Genomic DNA, 15,884 nt, shown 5'->3' on the forward strand with positions numbered 1-15,884 from the left:
TTTAAGATATTCCTGGTATTTCATTACTGGCTGGATTTACCCAAGTCCTTGGCAAAGCGACAGGCAGACCTAGATAGACTAGTTCTGCCTGTTTAGTGAAGTTAATTATTTGACTGCAATACCCATTGCTTTGTCTAATTTAGCCCGGCTGGTATTGTAATCGTACAAGGCTTGTACATAATCAGTTTTAGCTGATGTTAGGGCAACCTGGGAATCCATGACGTCAAGGTTGGTGCCTACGCCAGCGCTGTAACGTACCTGTGCAATTTTATAATCTTCTTCCGCTTTGACTACAGCAACCTGACTTGTTTCAATGCGCTTTTCCGCCTCTTGCATATTAAGGTAAGCCTGACGGACTTCCAATTGAGCGGCGTCACGCGCTTGCAGCAGTTGTGTAGCAGCTTTATTCAGTGTGGTTTCAGTTCCCCTTACTTTGGATCGGGTAAGCCCGGAGTCAAACAGATTATAGTTGGCGCTTATACCGATGGACCAGGTATTGTTATCCGTTCCGGGAAAATCCTTATCGCTCCATTTTTCGGATGCAACCGCATTAATCGTTAATTTGTTGCCGCTTTTGGCCACTTTGATATCGGCTTTGGCCATATCCACACTGGTAGCGGCTTGCTCCAGATCAGGACGGTCAGCCAAGGCAACCTTTATACAATCTTCGAGCGTCTTATCATATTTCTCGTATTTTAATTCTTCTTTAACCGCAATCTTAGTATCTAACGGCATGCCGATTACATTATTCAGACTCGACACTGCCAGTTCATACGAGTTATTCGCTTTAATTAAGCTTTGCTCGGCTTTGGCTTTTTCCACTTCAGAACGCAGTACATCCGACTTAGCTACGGTACCGGCGCCGTATTGTGCCTCAACGTTTTTGAGGTGGGCATTAAGACGGTCTAACGACTCTTCACTGAGTTTCACAATGTTGCGGGTTTGCAAAATACTGTAATAACCGGTAGTGGCGTCAAGTTTAACTTGCTGTTGGGTTTTGGTTATACCAAGCTCTGCCACTTTCGATCCTAATTTGGCCTTTTCGATAGTACCTTCAACCTTGCCGCCTGTGTATAACGGATACGTCAAGTCAATGCTGTTGGTGAATTTATTGTCGGTACTTGAAGAAATCGGTATTTTGACTGGTTCTTTGGTGATGCTGTCATACCCAATAGCAGCCGAAGCAGCGCTTTTTGATCTCATGGAATTATGTGACAAAGATATTGACGGTTCTTTACCGGTTTTGGCGGCGCTTATATCCCAATCGGCTTTTTCAGCCTCAGATTCAGCAACCTTAATGGAATGATTGTTCTTAAGAGCCATGGCAATGGTATCATCCAGTGTAAGCTCCAGTGGTGCAGCAGCGAAACCAGGGATGGCGACGGCCATCAGCATACCGCCCGCTACAAGAGCAGACAGGCGTTTGGCTATGCTGCCAGATAATGTTAAATGTGGCATGTAATCAGTTGACCTCCTTGATTATCTTTTTCAAGGTCTGACTGCTCAGTCAGGCACTTATAATTATATGTCCATGTTTTGCCTGGTGTCAATGAAAATTGGTAAAATTAGAAGGCTTTTCTAACTCCGAAAAAAGAAGTTCTTTCATCCCGTTTGTTGACGTTATCGGATTCGCCAACAATAAAAGTGTTAGGGGCAACTTGATATTGGGTTCTAAGTTTAACCTGTACATCGTTGGGATCATAGACATCCAGGGACATTCGGAGTTGACTGCCTAGCTTAGCATCGACACCAATGCCAACCTTATTGTCAATAATGCCATACCGCTGGTCGATGTTGGCGTTGCTTTTACCTAACTGAAAGTTAGTCTTACTGGATTCACCAATATCGTTAACACCGATAATGGCAAAATCAGTGGGGGAAGTATTTACCTTCACACTGGCACTGTTGCGATATTTATCCGTATCTGAGCTGTAAAGAGTTTCTACACTAGCTTCGGTTTTAATGCTACCTACCTTATCCAGCATTTTGTTTGCCTTGGCTGAAGCATCCCGGGTATTTCGTAATGTTTCTCTAAGATTTTTCGCAGTTTCCGGGTCTGTAACCACGCCTTCCAGCGAAGCGGCCATTTTTTCAACCCGACTGCTTGTTTGCTTGATCGCGCCAATCGTTTCCCGCAAATCTTTGGCCGTTTGCCCATTGTTGCCGACGTCGGCAATCATCGTATCCACTCTGGCAGCCGTATCCTTAAGACTAACCGACATCGCCTTGAGATTGGCAACTATGGCCGTCACATCCCCCTGATTTTCGCTAGCCAGATCGGCCAGTGTCGCTGTCAGGCTTTTAAGGTTAGCCGTGATGTCCCGCGTATTGAATGCCGATTCTTTGAGAGCGGCACGTACCTTTTCATCGCCAATTACATCATTCAGGGCTTTAACCAAAGTTTGAACTTCAGCCAAGACTTGATTAGCCGATACCATTAGTTCATCAAGTCCCTGCGGATTCTCGCCATAGACCTGTTCATTTGGGGCCAGAAAGCCATCGACTTCCCGTGGTGGCACAATATTTATGTACTTTTCCCCCAATAAGCCGTCAGAACCAATAGTAAATCTGGAGCCTTTAGGCACCTTTATGCCGGGATTCAGAATAATTTCCGCGGTGACGCCTTCCGGCACTACCCGCACATTGGCGACTTTACCAATTTCGACACCGGCATAACGTACAATATTACCGGACTTCAAACCACTTACCTGCCCGAATACCGCTTTAATCGGGGAACCCTTTTCACCAAAACTAAAACCGCTAAGGTAGACGATCATCCCACCCAGTAAAATAAGGCCGGCAAGTGTTACTGCTCCAACTTTAGCTTCGGTATTCATGCTCTCGACCTCCCTTTACTTTCCGGCAAGGCTGTCGCTCCCCGGATAAATTTGGCTACAATCGGGTTCTCTGACTGTTTTATTACATCCGGTGTACCTATTTCAATAATACTGCCGCCATAAATCATGGCAATCCTGTCGGCAATACTGAAGGCACTGGACATATCATGCGTAACAACGACCGAAGTAGCACGAATCATGCGCCGGGTACTGACAATCAGTCTGTCAATGGTATTGGACATAATAGGATCCAGGCCGGCGGTCGGCTCGTCATATAAAACAATATGCGGATCAATGGCAATCGCGCGAGCTAAACTAACCCGCTTTTTCATCCCGCCCGACAGTTCGTTCGGCATAGCATTCTCCTTGCCACGCAGTCCTACCATTCGCAGCTTGCGGCGCACTGTCCGCCAAATTTCCTCTTCCGGCATATCACTATGCTGTCTAAGGCCAAAGGCAACGTTTTCACCAACTGTCATAGAATCGAACAGTGCCGAATACTGGAATACCATCCCCATTTCCAGCCGGATCTTATTAAGTTCGTCTTCCGGCATTTGGGTGATTTCCCGGTTATTAACCCAGACCTCGCCGGAGGTTGGCTTCAGGAGACCGATTATCATTCTGAGCAGCGTGCTTTTACCTGAGCCGCTCGGCCCGATGATCACCATAATTTCGCCTTGCTCAATTGTCAGGTTAATATCTTTGAGCGTCTGATTGCCGCGAAAATTCATATTAACATTTTTTAGTTCAATCATGACGGTCCCCCATCTTGGCTTTCCTAACGGTATAATAGTACAGATAAAAAGTAATTGCTGACAAAAATTAAGATTATCGCCAAAACCACCGAACCGGTTGTAGCCTTGCCGACCCCCTCGGCTCCCTCGGCGGTTGTCAAGCCTTTATAACATCCAATAATAGCAACAATAATTCCAAAAAACATCGCTTTTATCAAGCCACCGATAATATCGTGTGGTACAGCAAAAACCTTAATCGAGTTTAAAAACGTAAACGACGTAATGTCTGCATAGGACGTCGCAATAAGGTAACTGCCAATCGTGCCGATAACGTCGGCGAAAACAACCAGTACCGGCATCATCAGCATACAGGCAATCATTCGCGGTACTACCAGATAGGCAACCGGGTTAACAGCCATAACCCGCAAAGCGTCAATTTGCTCAGTAACCTTCATTGAACCGATTTCGGCCGTAATAGCAGCGCCCACCCGTCCGGCAAATACCACTCCGGTCAAAACCGGCGACAGTTCCCGGCCCATAGCCACGGCAACCAGACCGCCGACAGAGGACTGCGCCCCGTATTTTACAAATTCGTGCGCGGTTTGCACTGTCATAACCATACCGGTAAAGATCATAGTCAAAAGAACTATTGGCAGTGAGTCTGCTCCTAAGTGAGCCATCTGCCGCACCAGCAGGGTAGTATTTAACTTGCGCAGCTGAACAACAGCTTGTCCAATTAAAATCAAGATTTGCCCCGTGTGTTCCAGGAAGCTGATAACCGATCTTCCGACACGGGCACAAAGTTCAATAAGCATAAATCTGCTCCTTAAACCGCCTTAGATGTAGGTTAGATAAAGTGAGACTTAGCTTCAGGTGGAGTTTTAACCCACTTGAAGTTTAGCCGAACTTATCCAGGGACTTAGTTGCTTGCCTGTGCCCGTAGGGGTATAACTCCCGCTTGTAGAAGCGGGAGTCTTAGAGCAACTTGGTCATCGGATAATATCTAGTAATATTCCATGCAATTTGTAAATTCCCTGCTGAATGACGCTTATTTTAAATTTCCGCTATTTTCCGACGGTATAAACCGCCAAGAACCGTTGCAAAAGAAAAAGCCGCATAACGCGGCTCCTATAACAACTTTACTATTCTGGTGTGCGACTATCCTTCGGCAAGGAGTTAAAGACTGATTAAAACTACTGCATCTACTTCACTACATTCAATACGAGCTGAGTATCGCCATCAATTATATAGTCTGTAGTAATATATACTTTTCGTTTGTCTTCATCGCTTTTAGTATTTTTGATATTTTTGTTTTGTGAACTACTGGATTTGGCCGATTTTTTTACAGTCGGTTCCTTTAATGCCGGACTGGGAGTTGTTTCAAATTTATCAGTTACCGGCCTGGTACCTTTTCCTTCATTGCCGAAAGCTCCGTCAAATCCCGCCATATCAACAGCTTCAACAACAATATCGTTGTTGCGGTCCCGGTTTACCAGATCTTTGACCGCATCTTCCAGGGATTTGGGACGAACTTTGGGGATAAACAGCTTACTAATATCGTCTTCACCGACTTGCCTTTTCCCCATCAATTGCGCTACCGAAATCATACCACCACCACGCACCGCCAACATCAGTGTACCTTCCTGCTGGTCCTGGGGTACGGTATAGGAAATATGTCTTGTTACCGGCTCACTCCGGTATGGTTTTATTTTTACGGCTATATCAATTGTATCTCCGGGCTTAACGTCAGTGGCTCCGGCTTTTGCTTCAAGTATGGTTGCGGTTCGACGCTCACTGTCGATAGTAACATTAACTTTAACATCCATGATATCGACAGAATTATACTGATTGCCTGCCAATAGTGTCAGCGCCTCATGAATTTCAGCTACCGCCAGTTCACCAATATTTCCTTGGGTATAAAACATGTTTTCTCTTTTTAAACTTTCACCAGGTATACCGGCCGCACTAATTTCAAATCCAACTTTAGCCGTTCCGGAGCCTAGCCTGTCGGTTGTTTTTTCTATAGCATTAAAAACACTTACCGCTGAAAGTGTCGGTCCCATTTCCTCGTTTTGTACTACCTGAGCCCACAGCTCATTGGTTCGTCCGAGGTTTTTATCAGTAACAGTTATTCTAAGCGGTATTATACCGGGAAATTGGCCAAGCTGGCCGGCAATACCGGCCCCTCTGTCCTGGTTGATCATTCCAATAGCCTCGGTAGATGTTCCTACTTTAAAGGAGTTTTCCAGTCCGCTGAGAGTGGTATACACTTCAGTATCTGTTAAGAAATAGTTGGCCTTTCCCCGTTTAAGAAAAGGATGCCCAAACGCTAATATCTTGTCCCCTTCAACATAGGTAACCGTGCCCAACGCGCCTAAACTAAAATCGCCGCGCACCAGCTGAACGCCGACAGTGCTGCCAGGTTCTACTGTTCTGTAGGCAATACCGTTATTGTCATCAGACATACTGCCACCAACGGCATACGGCACTAGGTTATATGGTTTAAGTTTATCGGTCAGCATTTTTAATGCCTGCTCGCCAAAACCGGTTGCCATAAGCGGCGTTGCGACCGGCTCTGCTGGTTCCTCTTGGAATTGTTTAGACTCAAGCGGTGCCTGGCGATCGTTTATTTCCCATAATTTGAGCATATCGGCAATCGGAGTCACCATACCAATCCTATGGTCGGTCAACGACCAGCCATACGCAATGGCGCCAACTAATTTACCGTTAATATAAACCGGACTGCCGCTCATTCCTTGCGCAATACCACCGGTACGGTCAATCACATCACCATAAGTACGAACCAGAATAAGATCCCCGGCAGGACCTTTTTGTTTCATAACGCCTAATACTTCTACGCCAAACTCTTCAATCTCTTTGCCTGACACAACGGTTTTAGCGATACCGTGCATCCCTTTAGTGATCTGATCTACTGGCAAAAAATCAGGCGCAGCCTGGACGTAAGCTATCGGCAGCATAAAACATACTGCTAGCAGCGCTGCCAGACAGCGCCTCATTATCCTCAACAATATATTCATCCTTCCCGAAACTACCTTTTAGATTCGATTCTTACTAATACATCACCGGTTCTGACTTTATCCCCCGGCCGGACAAGAACTTCCCTGACAACGCCGTCGACATTAGCACGCACGGCCACAGCCGGGCCTGTCAATGTCTCGACATAAACCAGAATGTCGCCCTCCCGTGCTATCGCACCAGGCGAAACCAAGCCATTCGCCGATACAGTTCCTGAAAGCACACCGCGTTGGTCTACTGTCTGCCCTGCAGCCAGACACCAAGCTACTACGCCAATCACCAGCAATACTGTAAGTAATATTATACTCTTCTTATGAGCCATACCTCACACCTACCTTTTTTGCTTAAATTGATAAGGCTCTATCTACTTTAATTATAACTTATTTTTGTTAATTAGCAACATGAGAAAATAAAGCAACCTTAGTTGCTGCAAGTGGGGCTAGTTACGGGGTAAAACAACTAATGCATCCCCCACCCGGCGTTCCCGGCCATCTGATGGTTTATTGACAACCCGGCCTTTAACCACCATTTCACTGGAACCGCCACCGTCAAAGTTCATAGCATCCTGCGCACCTAACTCCTGCATAAACAGAGCTAACTCCAACAGTGACATACCGATACTATTTTCTTGGCGGCCATCTACAACAACCGCCAAAATCTGTCCGTCAGGCCTAATGCCAATAGCAGTCCGCGGCGCACGTCCGCCAGCTACATCAGAACCGAATTCTTCCACTTTGGTTGTAAGAAAGATGCTTTTGTTTTTTACAAGCGTTGGTCCTGCGCCAATCGCATGCTGGGTCTTGTCCCATTCAGGGCCAAGAGTTTGCTGTATTTTAACTGCATCACCTACTTTAAGAAACGATAGCAGTTTTGCGGCTGCACCGTGCGCTGACAGCACCACACCGCCCTCGGGTATTGGCGAGTTGTTTGGATTGATAGCAGTCACTTTGCCATTTACGACAACATATTCTATGCCATAACTGTTGCTGCCGGTTTGAGGTGCATATAAGCCAGTATACAGTATCAGCTCGTTTTCTCCCCGTTCCCGGTTAACAGCATTAATTGGTACTGTCTGGCCATCAGGCAGCTCAACTTTTCCCTCGTAATCAACCTGGTCAATAAGCATTTTTCCGTCAGGCATAATACCTAATACGGTGCGAGGCAGCTCAGGTGTGCTGACAATTTCGTTATCCATTTTTAGTAAACCAATAATGGTACCGTCCAGCCCAAAGTAGGAGCCGTTAATCCCGGCAACGGCATGGCTGCGTTCTACCATCGGCAGCAGCGGTTCCAACCCTTGCACGGCACCATTTGATAATACCGGTTTGAGAGTCGCCCCGGCTTTGGGGTCAATGGTGAGAATATGAGCCCATACCGGACCCTTGGCGGCATGCCGGAGCCAGGAAGTATAAGTTATTCCCGGAGCCACCTCTTCTACTAGCTTTTGGTCGTACTGTTTGATTATATCAATAACTACGCGGTTAGGATTTTTCAAAGTAAATACTTTATACATGTAGGCTGTCTTAAGGTCAATGACAGCTCTCAGTTTTCCCGGTTCAACTTCCGACAACCTGACTTTGTCAACGGTCGGATCATTAAAACTATACTGACCTGCTGCCTTGTTGACTGCACCAGGCATATCAAGTACCAGCCGGTTTGGCGCCTCCAGTGTTGTGACTGTATATTCCGGTAAGACGTCAACATCAAGAACCACCCGTACCGTTTCGACAGTCTGGCTTGTCCGCACCTTGCTAATAACAGTGCTGGAAGCTGCCAATACGGTGCTTTGTAAAACCAGCATGATGAACATAACGGCGACTAAACAGCGCCGAAAGAAATTAGGCATTGGGATACACACTCCTTTGGGGAAGACTAGGGTAACTAAAAAAAATAATATTGCTACCAGCGTTACTTACTTTCTAACGCGCTGGTGCAATCTTTATTTTTGTAGAGGGAAAGCCAGGCTAACGAACAGCCTGGCCCTTAACTGTGCTTTTGCTCAATTGACGGTATAACATGTCGGCAAGACCAATTCCACCGGCTTGTGACATATTTTTGGTTAGTTCAGTATCTAAAAGCGATTGCATAATTTTTTCTCCGGAACTTTCCCCTATAAGATTACCTTTAGGTACAGTCGCCCGCATTTGCGTAAGCATCATATTCAGGAACACAGCTTCCATGTCTTTGCAAGCAGTTTTGAGTTTTGCATCCTCTTTGCGCTTGGCTATCGCATCGGCAGCAGATTCTTTTCCTTTTCCTGCTTTCGTAGATGCCGCAACGGCTTTTTCCAGTTTCGCGGCAAAGTCCGCTCCCTGGTCGGGCAGAACTGCGTCGCCATTGGCAGCCACAGTGTTAGTTTGTATAAGATTATTAGAATTGATACGCATCAAATCACCTGCCTACATTATTTGAAGTTCGGCATGCAGCGCCCCTGCGGCTTTGATGGCTTGCAGGATGGAAATAACGTCACGGGGAGTCGCGCCTACGGCATTAAGAGCAGCAACTACATCACCTACGCTGGACGATGCCGGCAGTACAATAAGTCCGGCGGGCTGTTCCTTAGCGTCTACCGAAGTATTAGTTGTAACAACTGTGCTGCCGTTGGAAAAGGGCGGTGGTTGTGAAACATCTGTCGTCCGGCCAATCTTGATTGTAAGACCGCCCTGGGCGACCGCAACCTGATCAATCGTTACATTGCTGCCAATGACAACCGTGCCTGTGCGTTCATTAATTACGACTTTGGCGACAGTATCCGGTATTATAGGCAACTCTTCAACGGCGGCAATAAAGGAAACAACATTATCATTGTAATAATAAGGAATATTGACAACGACTGATCCCGGATCTTTGGCTGTTGTTATTTGGCCGAAACGGGAATCAATCGCTTCGCTGATCCGGGTAGCTGTTGTGAAGTCAGGTTGATTGAGTGACAAAGTAATCCTGGTCTGACCTTTATCCGTAAACGGCATAGGTACTTCCCTTTCAACCAGGGCTCCGCTGGGGATATTGCCAACCGTCGGAAAATTTTTCTGCTGACTGGCACCACCGGCGCTAGCGGAAAAACCACCAGTGGATATAGGCCCCTGACCAACAGCATACACTTGACCATTAGCGGCACGAAGCGGGGTTTGCAGCAAGGTACCTCCCTGCAGACTCTTCGCATCTCCCATCGAAGATACGGTAATATCAATAGCATCGCCGGACTTTGCATAAGGCGGCAGATTTGCCGTTATCATAACAGCAGCTATATTTTTGGGCTTAAGCTGCGAGGGGCCGATCATAACTCCGAACGACTTAAGCATATTGACAATAGACTGGATGGTAAATGTGCTCTTATCACTGTCGCCGGTACCGGCAAGACCAACTACCAGGCCATAGCCTACTAATTGGTTACTCCGTACCCCCTGTACCTTGGCTACATCTTTAATTCTGGCGCTGGCCTGGGGCGCGGCCATGACAGGAACCGTCATACTTACAGCCAGCGCGGCAACCAGAAGCGTTGCAATTAATTTGCGCATATTTCCTCCGCATGTGTTTAGTAAAAATCAGATTGCATCAAATAGCCTCTTAGAAAACAAAATTGAACACTTGGGTAAGAAGACCCTGCCGTTGTTTTCTGGACAATGGCCCTTTACCTTCGACCTTAAGCTGAGCATCTGCTACAGCACTTGATAATACGGTATTATCGCTGCGCACATCTTCTGCGCGGATAACGCCCGATATAGTAATTTTCTGTATATCACTATTTTGCTTAATAGTTTGCGTGCCGGAAATGACCAGTTGCCCGTTCGGCTGGACTTCTGTTACTTTAACAGTAATTCGTCCTGAGACATTATTTTTGTTATTAATACTGCCACTGGACTTGAAGCTATCTGAATTACCGGCACTAACCGGTTCAACAAAAGTAAACAAACCGGCCCCGGCATCTACACTTACCTTGCTTTGCTTTTGGTTTGAAGCATCACCAGTACGGCTCGCACTGGAAGCTTCACTGATAAGAATTGTGATAACATCACCGACTGCATGGGCACGGTGATCCGTGAATAAGTTGGCGGCTGATGAAGAATCTACCCAAAGCGAATCAGCCTGTACAGAAGAAACAGGCGCTATAAGACATATCATCAGCAAAACGACCCCAACCAGTTTGCGCATCGTATCACCTGACTTTCCGTTATATTTGAGTCTGAACAGTTGACTCATCGATAATTCGGCCGTTAACTACCTTTTTCGAATTTATATTTTGAACCCGGATAAATTGGCCTATGCTGCCATTTTGCAGAGCAACGCCAGATGTGCTTACCTCAATATCGCCAACTTTGGCAGTAATGTTTACTGCCTGCCCCCGCTTAATTACTATCGGTTTTGCCACCATGCTGTCGTTCAAAACCAGACCGGGCCCAAGTTGGCGTTTTACAGTCAGTCCCAGTATTTTATTTAAGTCGGTAAAATAACCCGGCGGCATACGTCCAATATCCCGTCGTTCAAAAATTATGGCGTCAGGAGTTATCGTTTCGTTGGCGGCAATTGGCCGGCTGGTAACCGCAACCTGTTCATACTTTTTTACATCAAATCTAAGTTTGGCAATGGTAAACATCCTGCCGGATACCTGTACGCCGATACTTACATTGGTGGGAGAGTTATATCTTATGCCATAAGGCAATTCCAAGTTGAAATCAACCGTACCCGGCGGAACAAAAATGTCCTGAGGCTGGCTTAATGACGTAATCAAAACATCCGATCCATTAAGCTTGTTCTTTAAAAACTTCTCGGCATCCGCGACAAGACGCTGTCCGTCAATTTGTTGGGATAAAGCCGTAACCTTGAACTGTTGGGGAACCTGCCAGGCAATATTCGTCAAATCAGCATTAGCGGCGCTTAGCCGCGTATTTAATAACTCCACCGTAAATATGTAACTTCTTCCAGGCAAAGGGGTACTGCCCAATTTAATTTGGCTTAGTTCAGCTATCCTGTTAGAATCGTCACCACTGATGCTGGCAATATCGCCAAGAGTAAAATACGAGCCCTTAACTTGTGATTCAGCAGCTACTACAATTGTTAAGGCCTGTGCGTTTACTGTGCTGACAGTAAATAATATACCGGCAACACATAGGATTACCATGGTAAGCCGGTATAAATTATTCTTCATGAATTATACCTACCGTTTCAGGTTGGCTGCTCTTTCCAGCATATCATCCGAGGTTTGGACAGCCTTGGAGTTAACTTCATATGCCCGTTGGGCTACAATCATATTTACCATTTCTTCAACAACTTGGACGTTAGACATTTCCAAATACTGATTTACCAGCGTACCTGCACCGTCTTCACCAGGATTACCAACAGATGCAGTACCTGATGCTTCCGTTTCTTTGACTAAGTTACGGCCAATGCTCTCTAATCCTGCCGGATTAATAAAACGCGCAATGGTAAGTTGTCCTATTTCTTCTGTGGCTCCCGCAGAGTTCTTCACACTAACACGCCCGTCAGAAGATATTGTCAGGTTGGTGGATTTTTCCGGAATAGTAATCTGTGGTTCCAGCGGATAACCTTCAGAAGTTGTAAGACGGCCTTGAGAATCCTTTTTAAAGGCGCCATCACGCGTATAGGCGATATTGCCGTCAGGCATAGTAATCTGAAAGAATCCGTCTCCTTCAATAGCAACGTCAAATGGATTGCCGGTATTTTGAAAATTGCCTTCCCCATACATTTTTTGGGTAGCTACCTGGCGTACGCCGTGGCCAATCTGAATGCCTGTCGGCAATTGAGTATCCGGACCGGTTGCAGCGCCCGGCTGCCTCATAGTCTGATACATAAGGTCTTGAAAATCACTACGGCTTTTCTTAAAGCCGGTTGTATTTACGTTAGCCAGGTTATTAGATATTACATCGAGATTGGCTTGTTGGGCAACCATACCGGTTCCCGCAGTCCATAAAGATCGAATCATTGGTCATTCCCCCATAATTATAGTGCACTGCATCAGTCGCTCAGCAGTGTGAGGGCTCTCCCTTTGGGTCCAGCCCATTATGTATTACACTCAATAATTAGACGCGTCCCACTTCATTAACGGCTTTATCCAACAATTGATCATGAGTTTGGATTGTTTTCGAATTTACTTCATAGGCCCGGTAGCCGCTAATCATATTTACCATTTCGGATACGATATTAACGTTTGACATTTCTAATGAGCCCTGTACTACCCGCCCTGTTGCCGGTTGTCCGTTATTAGGAGCACGGTATAAGCTTGATCCTTCTTTTACCAGTTGGCGTTCATTCGCAAATTCGTCTACTCTGAGTTGCCCGATCTCAACGCCGTCTACCTTCATTACTCCGGTATCATCAACAGAAAGTTTGCCTGCCGGCAGGCGAATGGCACCATTTTTTCCAAGTACCCGGTGGCCTTCGGCGGTTACCAATTCTCCCTGGGCACTGCGTGTAAAGGAACCGTTTCTTGTGAAACGTATTCCCGCGGGTGTCTCAACAGCAAAAAAACCTTTGCCCTCAATGGCAAGATCCAGCGGATTGTCAGTCGGCCGCACCGATCCGGTTGTGTGGATGGTAGCTATTTCGTCAATCATAGCACCAATCCCCAAAGTCCCGATGTTAGGCGCGTCTTGCCCGTCATTAATACGACGGATTAGCAAGCTGGCAAAATCTTTAGATACGGCAATATCTTTTTTATAGCCTGCCGTATTGCCGTTTGCCAGGTTATTGGCAATGGTATCTGCCCTGGTGGTTTCCGCGAGCATGCCGGAAGCTGATGTATAAATTCCACGAATCATAGTCTCACCTCTCTATATTATCGTGAACATTGTTATTTTTCTTAACACTATTTGGGATAAACACCCAGTGTTATTTTTTTCTAGCACAATTATCCTGCAAGGTTGGTCTTTTTAAGTGTTGTCAGAGTGTCCTGCAGACTTTCAAGGGAATCCAAGGCTTTACCGGTTCCCAATGCCACACATGACAGCGGATCTTCGGCTAAATATGTAGGGATGCCTGTTTCCTGATTAATCAGCTTGTCCAGTCCATGAATAAGCGCACCGCCGCCCGTCATAACAATTCCCCGGTCAACAATATCTGCTGCCAGTTCGGGCGGTGTCTTTTCCAGTACAGATTTAACACATTCAACTATGAGTGATACTGGTTCACTTAAAGCTTCCCGAGTTTCAGTTGAACTTATGCGCATGGTTTTCGGCAAGCCGGATACCAAGTCCCGGCCGCGTATTTCCATTGTTTCATTCCGGCCGTTGGGATAAGCGGTAGCAATAGCGACCTTGATTTCTTCGGCAGTGCGCTCACCAATCAAAATGTTATGTTCCTTTTTAACATGGCGGATAAGCGCTTCGTCAAATTTATCGCCGCCAATTCTTAACGATTCGCTGACGACAATGCCGCCAAGGCTAAGAACTGCAACATCGGTGGTACCACCACCAATATCAACTACCATCGAACCACATGGTTCAGATATTTCGAGTCCAGCGCCAAGTGCTGCAGCGAGTGGTTCCTCAATCAGATAGGTTTTGCGAGCGCCGGCTTGCATAGCCGCTTCTAAAACAGCACGTTTCTCAACAGTAGTGACACCGGAAGGAATACATACCATAATTCTAGGTTTAAAGAAAAAGCTCTTGCCGGCCACTTTTTGAATAAAGTGTCTTAGCATGCTTTCAGTAGTGTCATAGTCAGCAATTACCCCTTCGCGTAAGGGACGAATAGCAATAATATTGCCTGGAGTCCGGCCTAGCATGCGGCGAGCTTCTTCACCGATAGCCAAAATGCGGTTACTATCGCGGTCAATTGCCACTACCGACGGTTCCCTTAAGACAATACCTTTGCCTTTTATATATACTAAAACGTTGGCTGTTCCCAAATCGACGCCAATATCCATCGTTCCGAACATGTAGAATCATAGTCCCCTTTCAAATCTCGCTTCTTGTCCCTCGGGCCTGTCCAATTTTTTCATAAAGAAAAAGGAGGGAGCAATAAGATAATCACAAGTAAATTAACAATTCTACAAATAAGTAAAAAGTCCTTTATTTTTCGCCTTCTCTAAATAACCCTATTTTCTTTTTTATTCTAATTTGTTGTTATTCTTCTTCTTTTTCTTCTTTATATTTTTTTCTAGTAGCCTCACCACCGCGAATATGACGCTCAGCTTTGTTTAATTCCAAAATATTTTTTACTTTGCTTGCCAACCGCTTATTAATTTCCGGTAAGCGTTCAATCATATCTTTGTGAACTGTACTTTTACTTACTCCAAAAACAGCAGCAGTCTGACGTACTGTTTGTTTTGTTTCCATGATGTGATTGCATATATCCAACACCCTCTTGCGAATATATTCTTTCATCCAATCTCTTCCCCCTCGCGCCCGTCCTTTTAACCCTTTGCTAACATGTATATGCGAGGTAAAAGAAAAAATGACCCTGCAAAAAGGTCATTAATACAATGATGGCTTATTTAATTTGGAATATTCAAAAACGCCTCTCTGGGATCAATAAATTCTTTACTGCTGCTGTTTTTGACAGCCAAATGCAAGTGGGGTTCCAGTTCATTGGCGCTAATTCCCATGGACCCTATTGGACTTCCTGACGTAATCATGTTGTTCTTCTGTACTACAATACTCGCTAGTGAACCATAGTAGATAATGTATTTTCCGCTTGCCACAACTACTGTCAGGCCATACTGTTTATCAGTATAAATATCTACAATTTCGCCGCTGGCAACAGCCGGCACAATTTGTCCCTCACTACCGCTGATGTCAATACCATTATGATATCGCCAATCCCGATAAACCGGATGAAACTCCCAGCCAAATCCTTGTATTTTTGTGCCACTCCATAGCTCTTGTATCGTTTGATTGTCGGCCTTTATATTACTATCAACTGTTGCTGTTGACGCAGGCACAACTGTAATCTGTGGTCCGGGTGCCTGTTTCTGTCCACTATTTAAACCGTCATTTGCGTTAGGATACTTATTTACTGCAGCTTGTTCTGCCACCGGTACTGGTTCAACAGCAGGTGTTGTTTTAAGAACAGGAGGTTTTTTCGCTACTTCCAGGGTGCTTACAACTGAAAACAGCAGGAAGGAAACCACTGCTAACAGTGCTCCGGCCGTCATTACCTGTCCCCAATAACCTGGGCGTATTCTTCTAAACCAAAATTTTCCGAGCATAGTATCACCTCATGAAGAAGTATGCCCAGAAATGCCAACTTTCTAAACACTCCAAAAGGGTAAATAGCAAGCGGGAGTTATACCCCGGCGGGTACAGGCGAATGGCTAAGT

Annotated in this window: 16 protein-coding genes; all 16 read right to left on the reverse strand. The window is 45.7% G+C overall.

Features of this window, described 5'->3' with window-relative positions; all coding sequences use genetic code 11:
* Nucleotides 1-105 precede the first annotated feature (105 nt).
* The 16 genes from SRRS_RS20375 to SRRS_RS20450 all read right to left on the reverse strand — a co-directional run bounded on the left by SRRS_RS20375 (nt 106) and on the right by SRRS_RS20450 (nt 15,773).
* The gene (locus tag SRRS_RS20375; RefSeq protein ID WP_371363128.1) at nt 106-1,458 is read right to left on the reverse strand and encodes a TolC family protein; all 1,353 of its coding nucleotides are present in this window, start codon (nt 1,456-1,458) and stop codon (nt 106-108) included.
* A 107-nt stretch (nt 1,459-1,565) separates the two neighbouring features.
* Complete coding sequence (locus SRRS_RS20380) at nt 1,566-2,837, reverse strand: MlaD family protein (RefSeq protein WP_371363129.1); 1,272 nt, start codon at nt 2,835-2,837, stop codon at nt 1,566-1,568.
* Nucleotides 2,834-3,592, reverse strand: a complete 759-nt coding sequence (locus SRRS_RS20385; protein ID WP_371363131.1) for an ABC transporter ATP-binding protein — start codon at nt 3,590-3,592, stop codon at nt 2,834-2,836. Before SRRS_RS20385 ends, SRRS_RS20380 begins: the two co-directional genes overlap by 4 nt.
* Nucleotides 3,593-3,615: 23 nt before the next feature.
* The gene (locus tag SRRS_RS20390; RefSeq protein ID WP_371363132.1) at nt 3,616-4,386 is read right to left on the reverse strand and encodes an MlaE family ABC transporter permease; all 771 of its coding nucleotides are present in this window, start codon (nt 4,384-4,386) and stop codon (nt 3,616-3,618) included.
* Between the two features lie 387 nt (nt 4,387-4,773).
* Complete coding sequence (locus SRRS_RS20395; RefSeq protein ID WP_371369898.1) at nt 4,774-6,588, reverse strand: SpoIVB peptidase S55 domain-containing protein; 1,815 nt, start codon at nt 6,586-6,588, stop codon at nt 4,774-4,776.
* A 32-nt stretch (nt 6,589-6,620) separates the two neighbouring features.
* Nucleotides 6,621-6,929 (reverse strand): biotin/lipoyl-binding protein, encoded by a 309-nt coding sequence (locus SRRS_RS20400; protein WP_371363133.1) that lies wholly within the window; start codon nt 6,927-6,929, stop codon nt 6,621-6,623.
* A gap of 117 nt (nt 6,930-7,046) precedes the next feature.
* The gene (locus SRRS_RS20405) at nt 7,047-8,453 is read right to left on the reverse strand and encodes a phosphodiester glycosidase family protein (protein ID WP_371363135.1); all 1,407 of its coding nucleotides are present in this window, start codon (nt 8,451-8,453) and stop codon (nt 7,047-7,049) included.
* Between the two features lie 118 nt (nt 8,454-8,571).
* Nucleotides 8,572-8,994, reverse strand: coding sequence for a rod-binding protein (locus SRRS_RS20410; RefSeq protein ID WP_371363136.1), 423 nt, complete (start codon nt 8,992-8,994; stop codon nt 8,572-8,574).
* A gap of 12 nt (nt 8,995-9,006) precedes the next feature.
* Nucleotides 9,007-10,125, reverse strand: coding sequence for a flagellar basal body P-ring protein FlgI (locus tag SRRS_RS20415; RefSeq protein WP_371363138.1), 1,119 nt, complete (start codon nt 10,123-10,125; stop codon nt 9,007-9,009).
* A 49-nt stretch (nt 10,126-10,174) separates the two neighbouring features.
* Nucleotides 10,175-10,759 carry a flagellar basal body L-ring protein FlgH gene (locus SRRS_RS20420; RefSeq protein WP_371363139.1) on the reverse strand — a complete coding sequence of 195 codons (585 nt, stop codon included), beginning with the start codon at nt 10,757-10,759 and terminating at the stop codon, nt 10,175-10,177.
* A 19-nt stretch (nt 10,760-10,778) separates the two neighbouring features.
* Complete coding sequence (gene flgA / locus SRRS_RS20425) at nt 10,779-11,753, reverse strand: flagellar basal body P-ring formation chaperone FlgA (protein WP_371363140.1); 975 nt, start codon at nt 11,751-11,753, stop codon at nt 10,779-10,781.
* A 9-nt stretch (nt 11,754-11,762) separates the two neighbouring features.
* Entirely contained in the window at nt 11,763-12,548 is a 786-nt protein-coding gene (flgG, locus tag SRRS_RS20430; RefSeq protein ID WP_371363141.1) for a flagellar basal-body rod protein FlgG, read from the reverse strand.
* 97 nt (nt 12,549-12,645) lie between these two features.
* The gene (gene flgF, locus SRRS_RS20435) at nt 12,646-13,383 is read right to left on the reverse strand and encodes a flagellar basal-body rod protein FlgF (RefSeq protein ID WP_371363143.1); all 738 of its coding nucleotides are present in this window, start codon (nt 13,381-13,383) and stop codon (nt 12,646-12,648) included.
* 89 nt (nt 13,384-13,472) lie between these two features.
* Nucleotides 13,473-14,501: a rod shape-determining protein gene (locus tag SRRS_RS20440; protein ID WP_371363144.1), complete on the reverse strand. Its 1,029-nt coding sequence runs from the start codon at nt 14,499-14,501 to the stop codon at nt 13,473-13,475.
* 187 nt (nt 14,502-14,688) lie between these two features.
* The gene (gene spoIIID / locus SRRS_RS20445; protein WP_371363146.1) at nt 14,689-14,949 is read right to left on the reverse strand and encodes a sporulation transcriptional regulator SpoIIID; all 261 of its coding nucleotides are present in this window, start codon (nt 14,947-14,949) and stop codon (nt 14,689-14,691) included.
* Between the two features lie 110 nt (nt 14,950-15,059).
* Nucleotides 15,060-15,773, reverse strand: a complete 714-nt coding sequence (locus SRRS_RS20450) for a peptidoglycan DD-metalloendopeptidase family protein (RefSeq protein ID WP_371363147.1) — start codon at nt 15,771-15,773, stop codon at nt 15,060-15,062.
* Between the last annotated feature and the right edge of the window lie 111 nt (nt 15,774-15,884).

It is taken from the genome of Sporomusa rhizae (genome assembly GCF_041428845.1).
Classification (GTDB): domain Bacteria; phylum Bacillota; class Negativicutes; order Sporomusales; family Sporomusaceae; genus Sporomusa; species Sporomusa rhizae.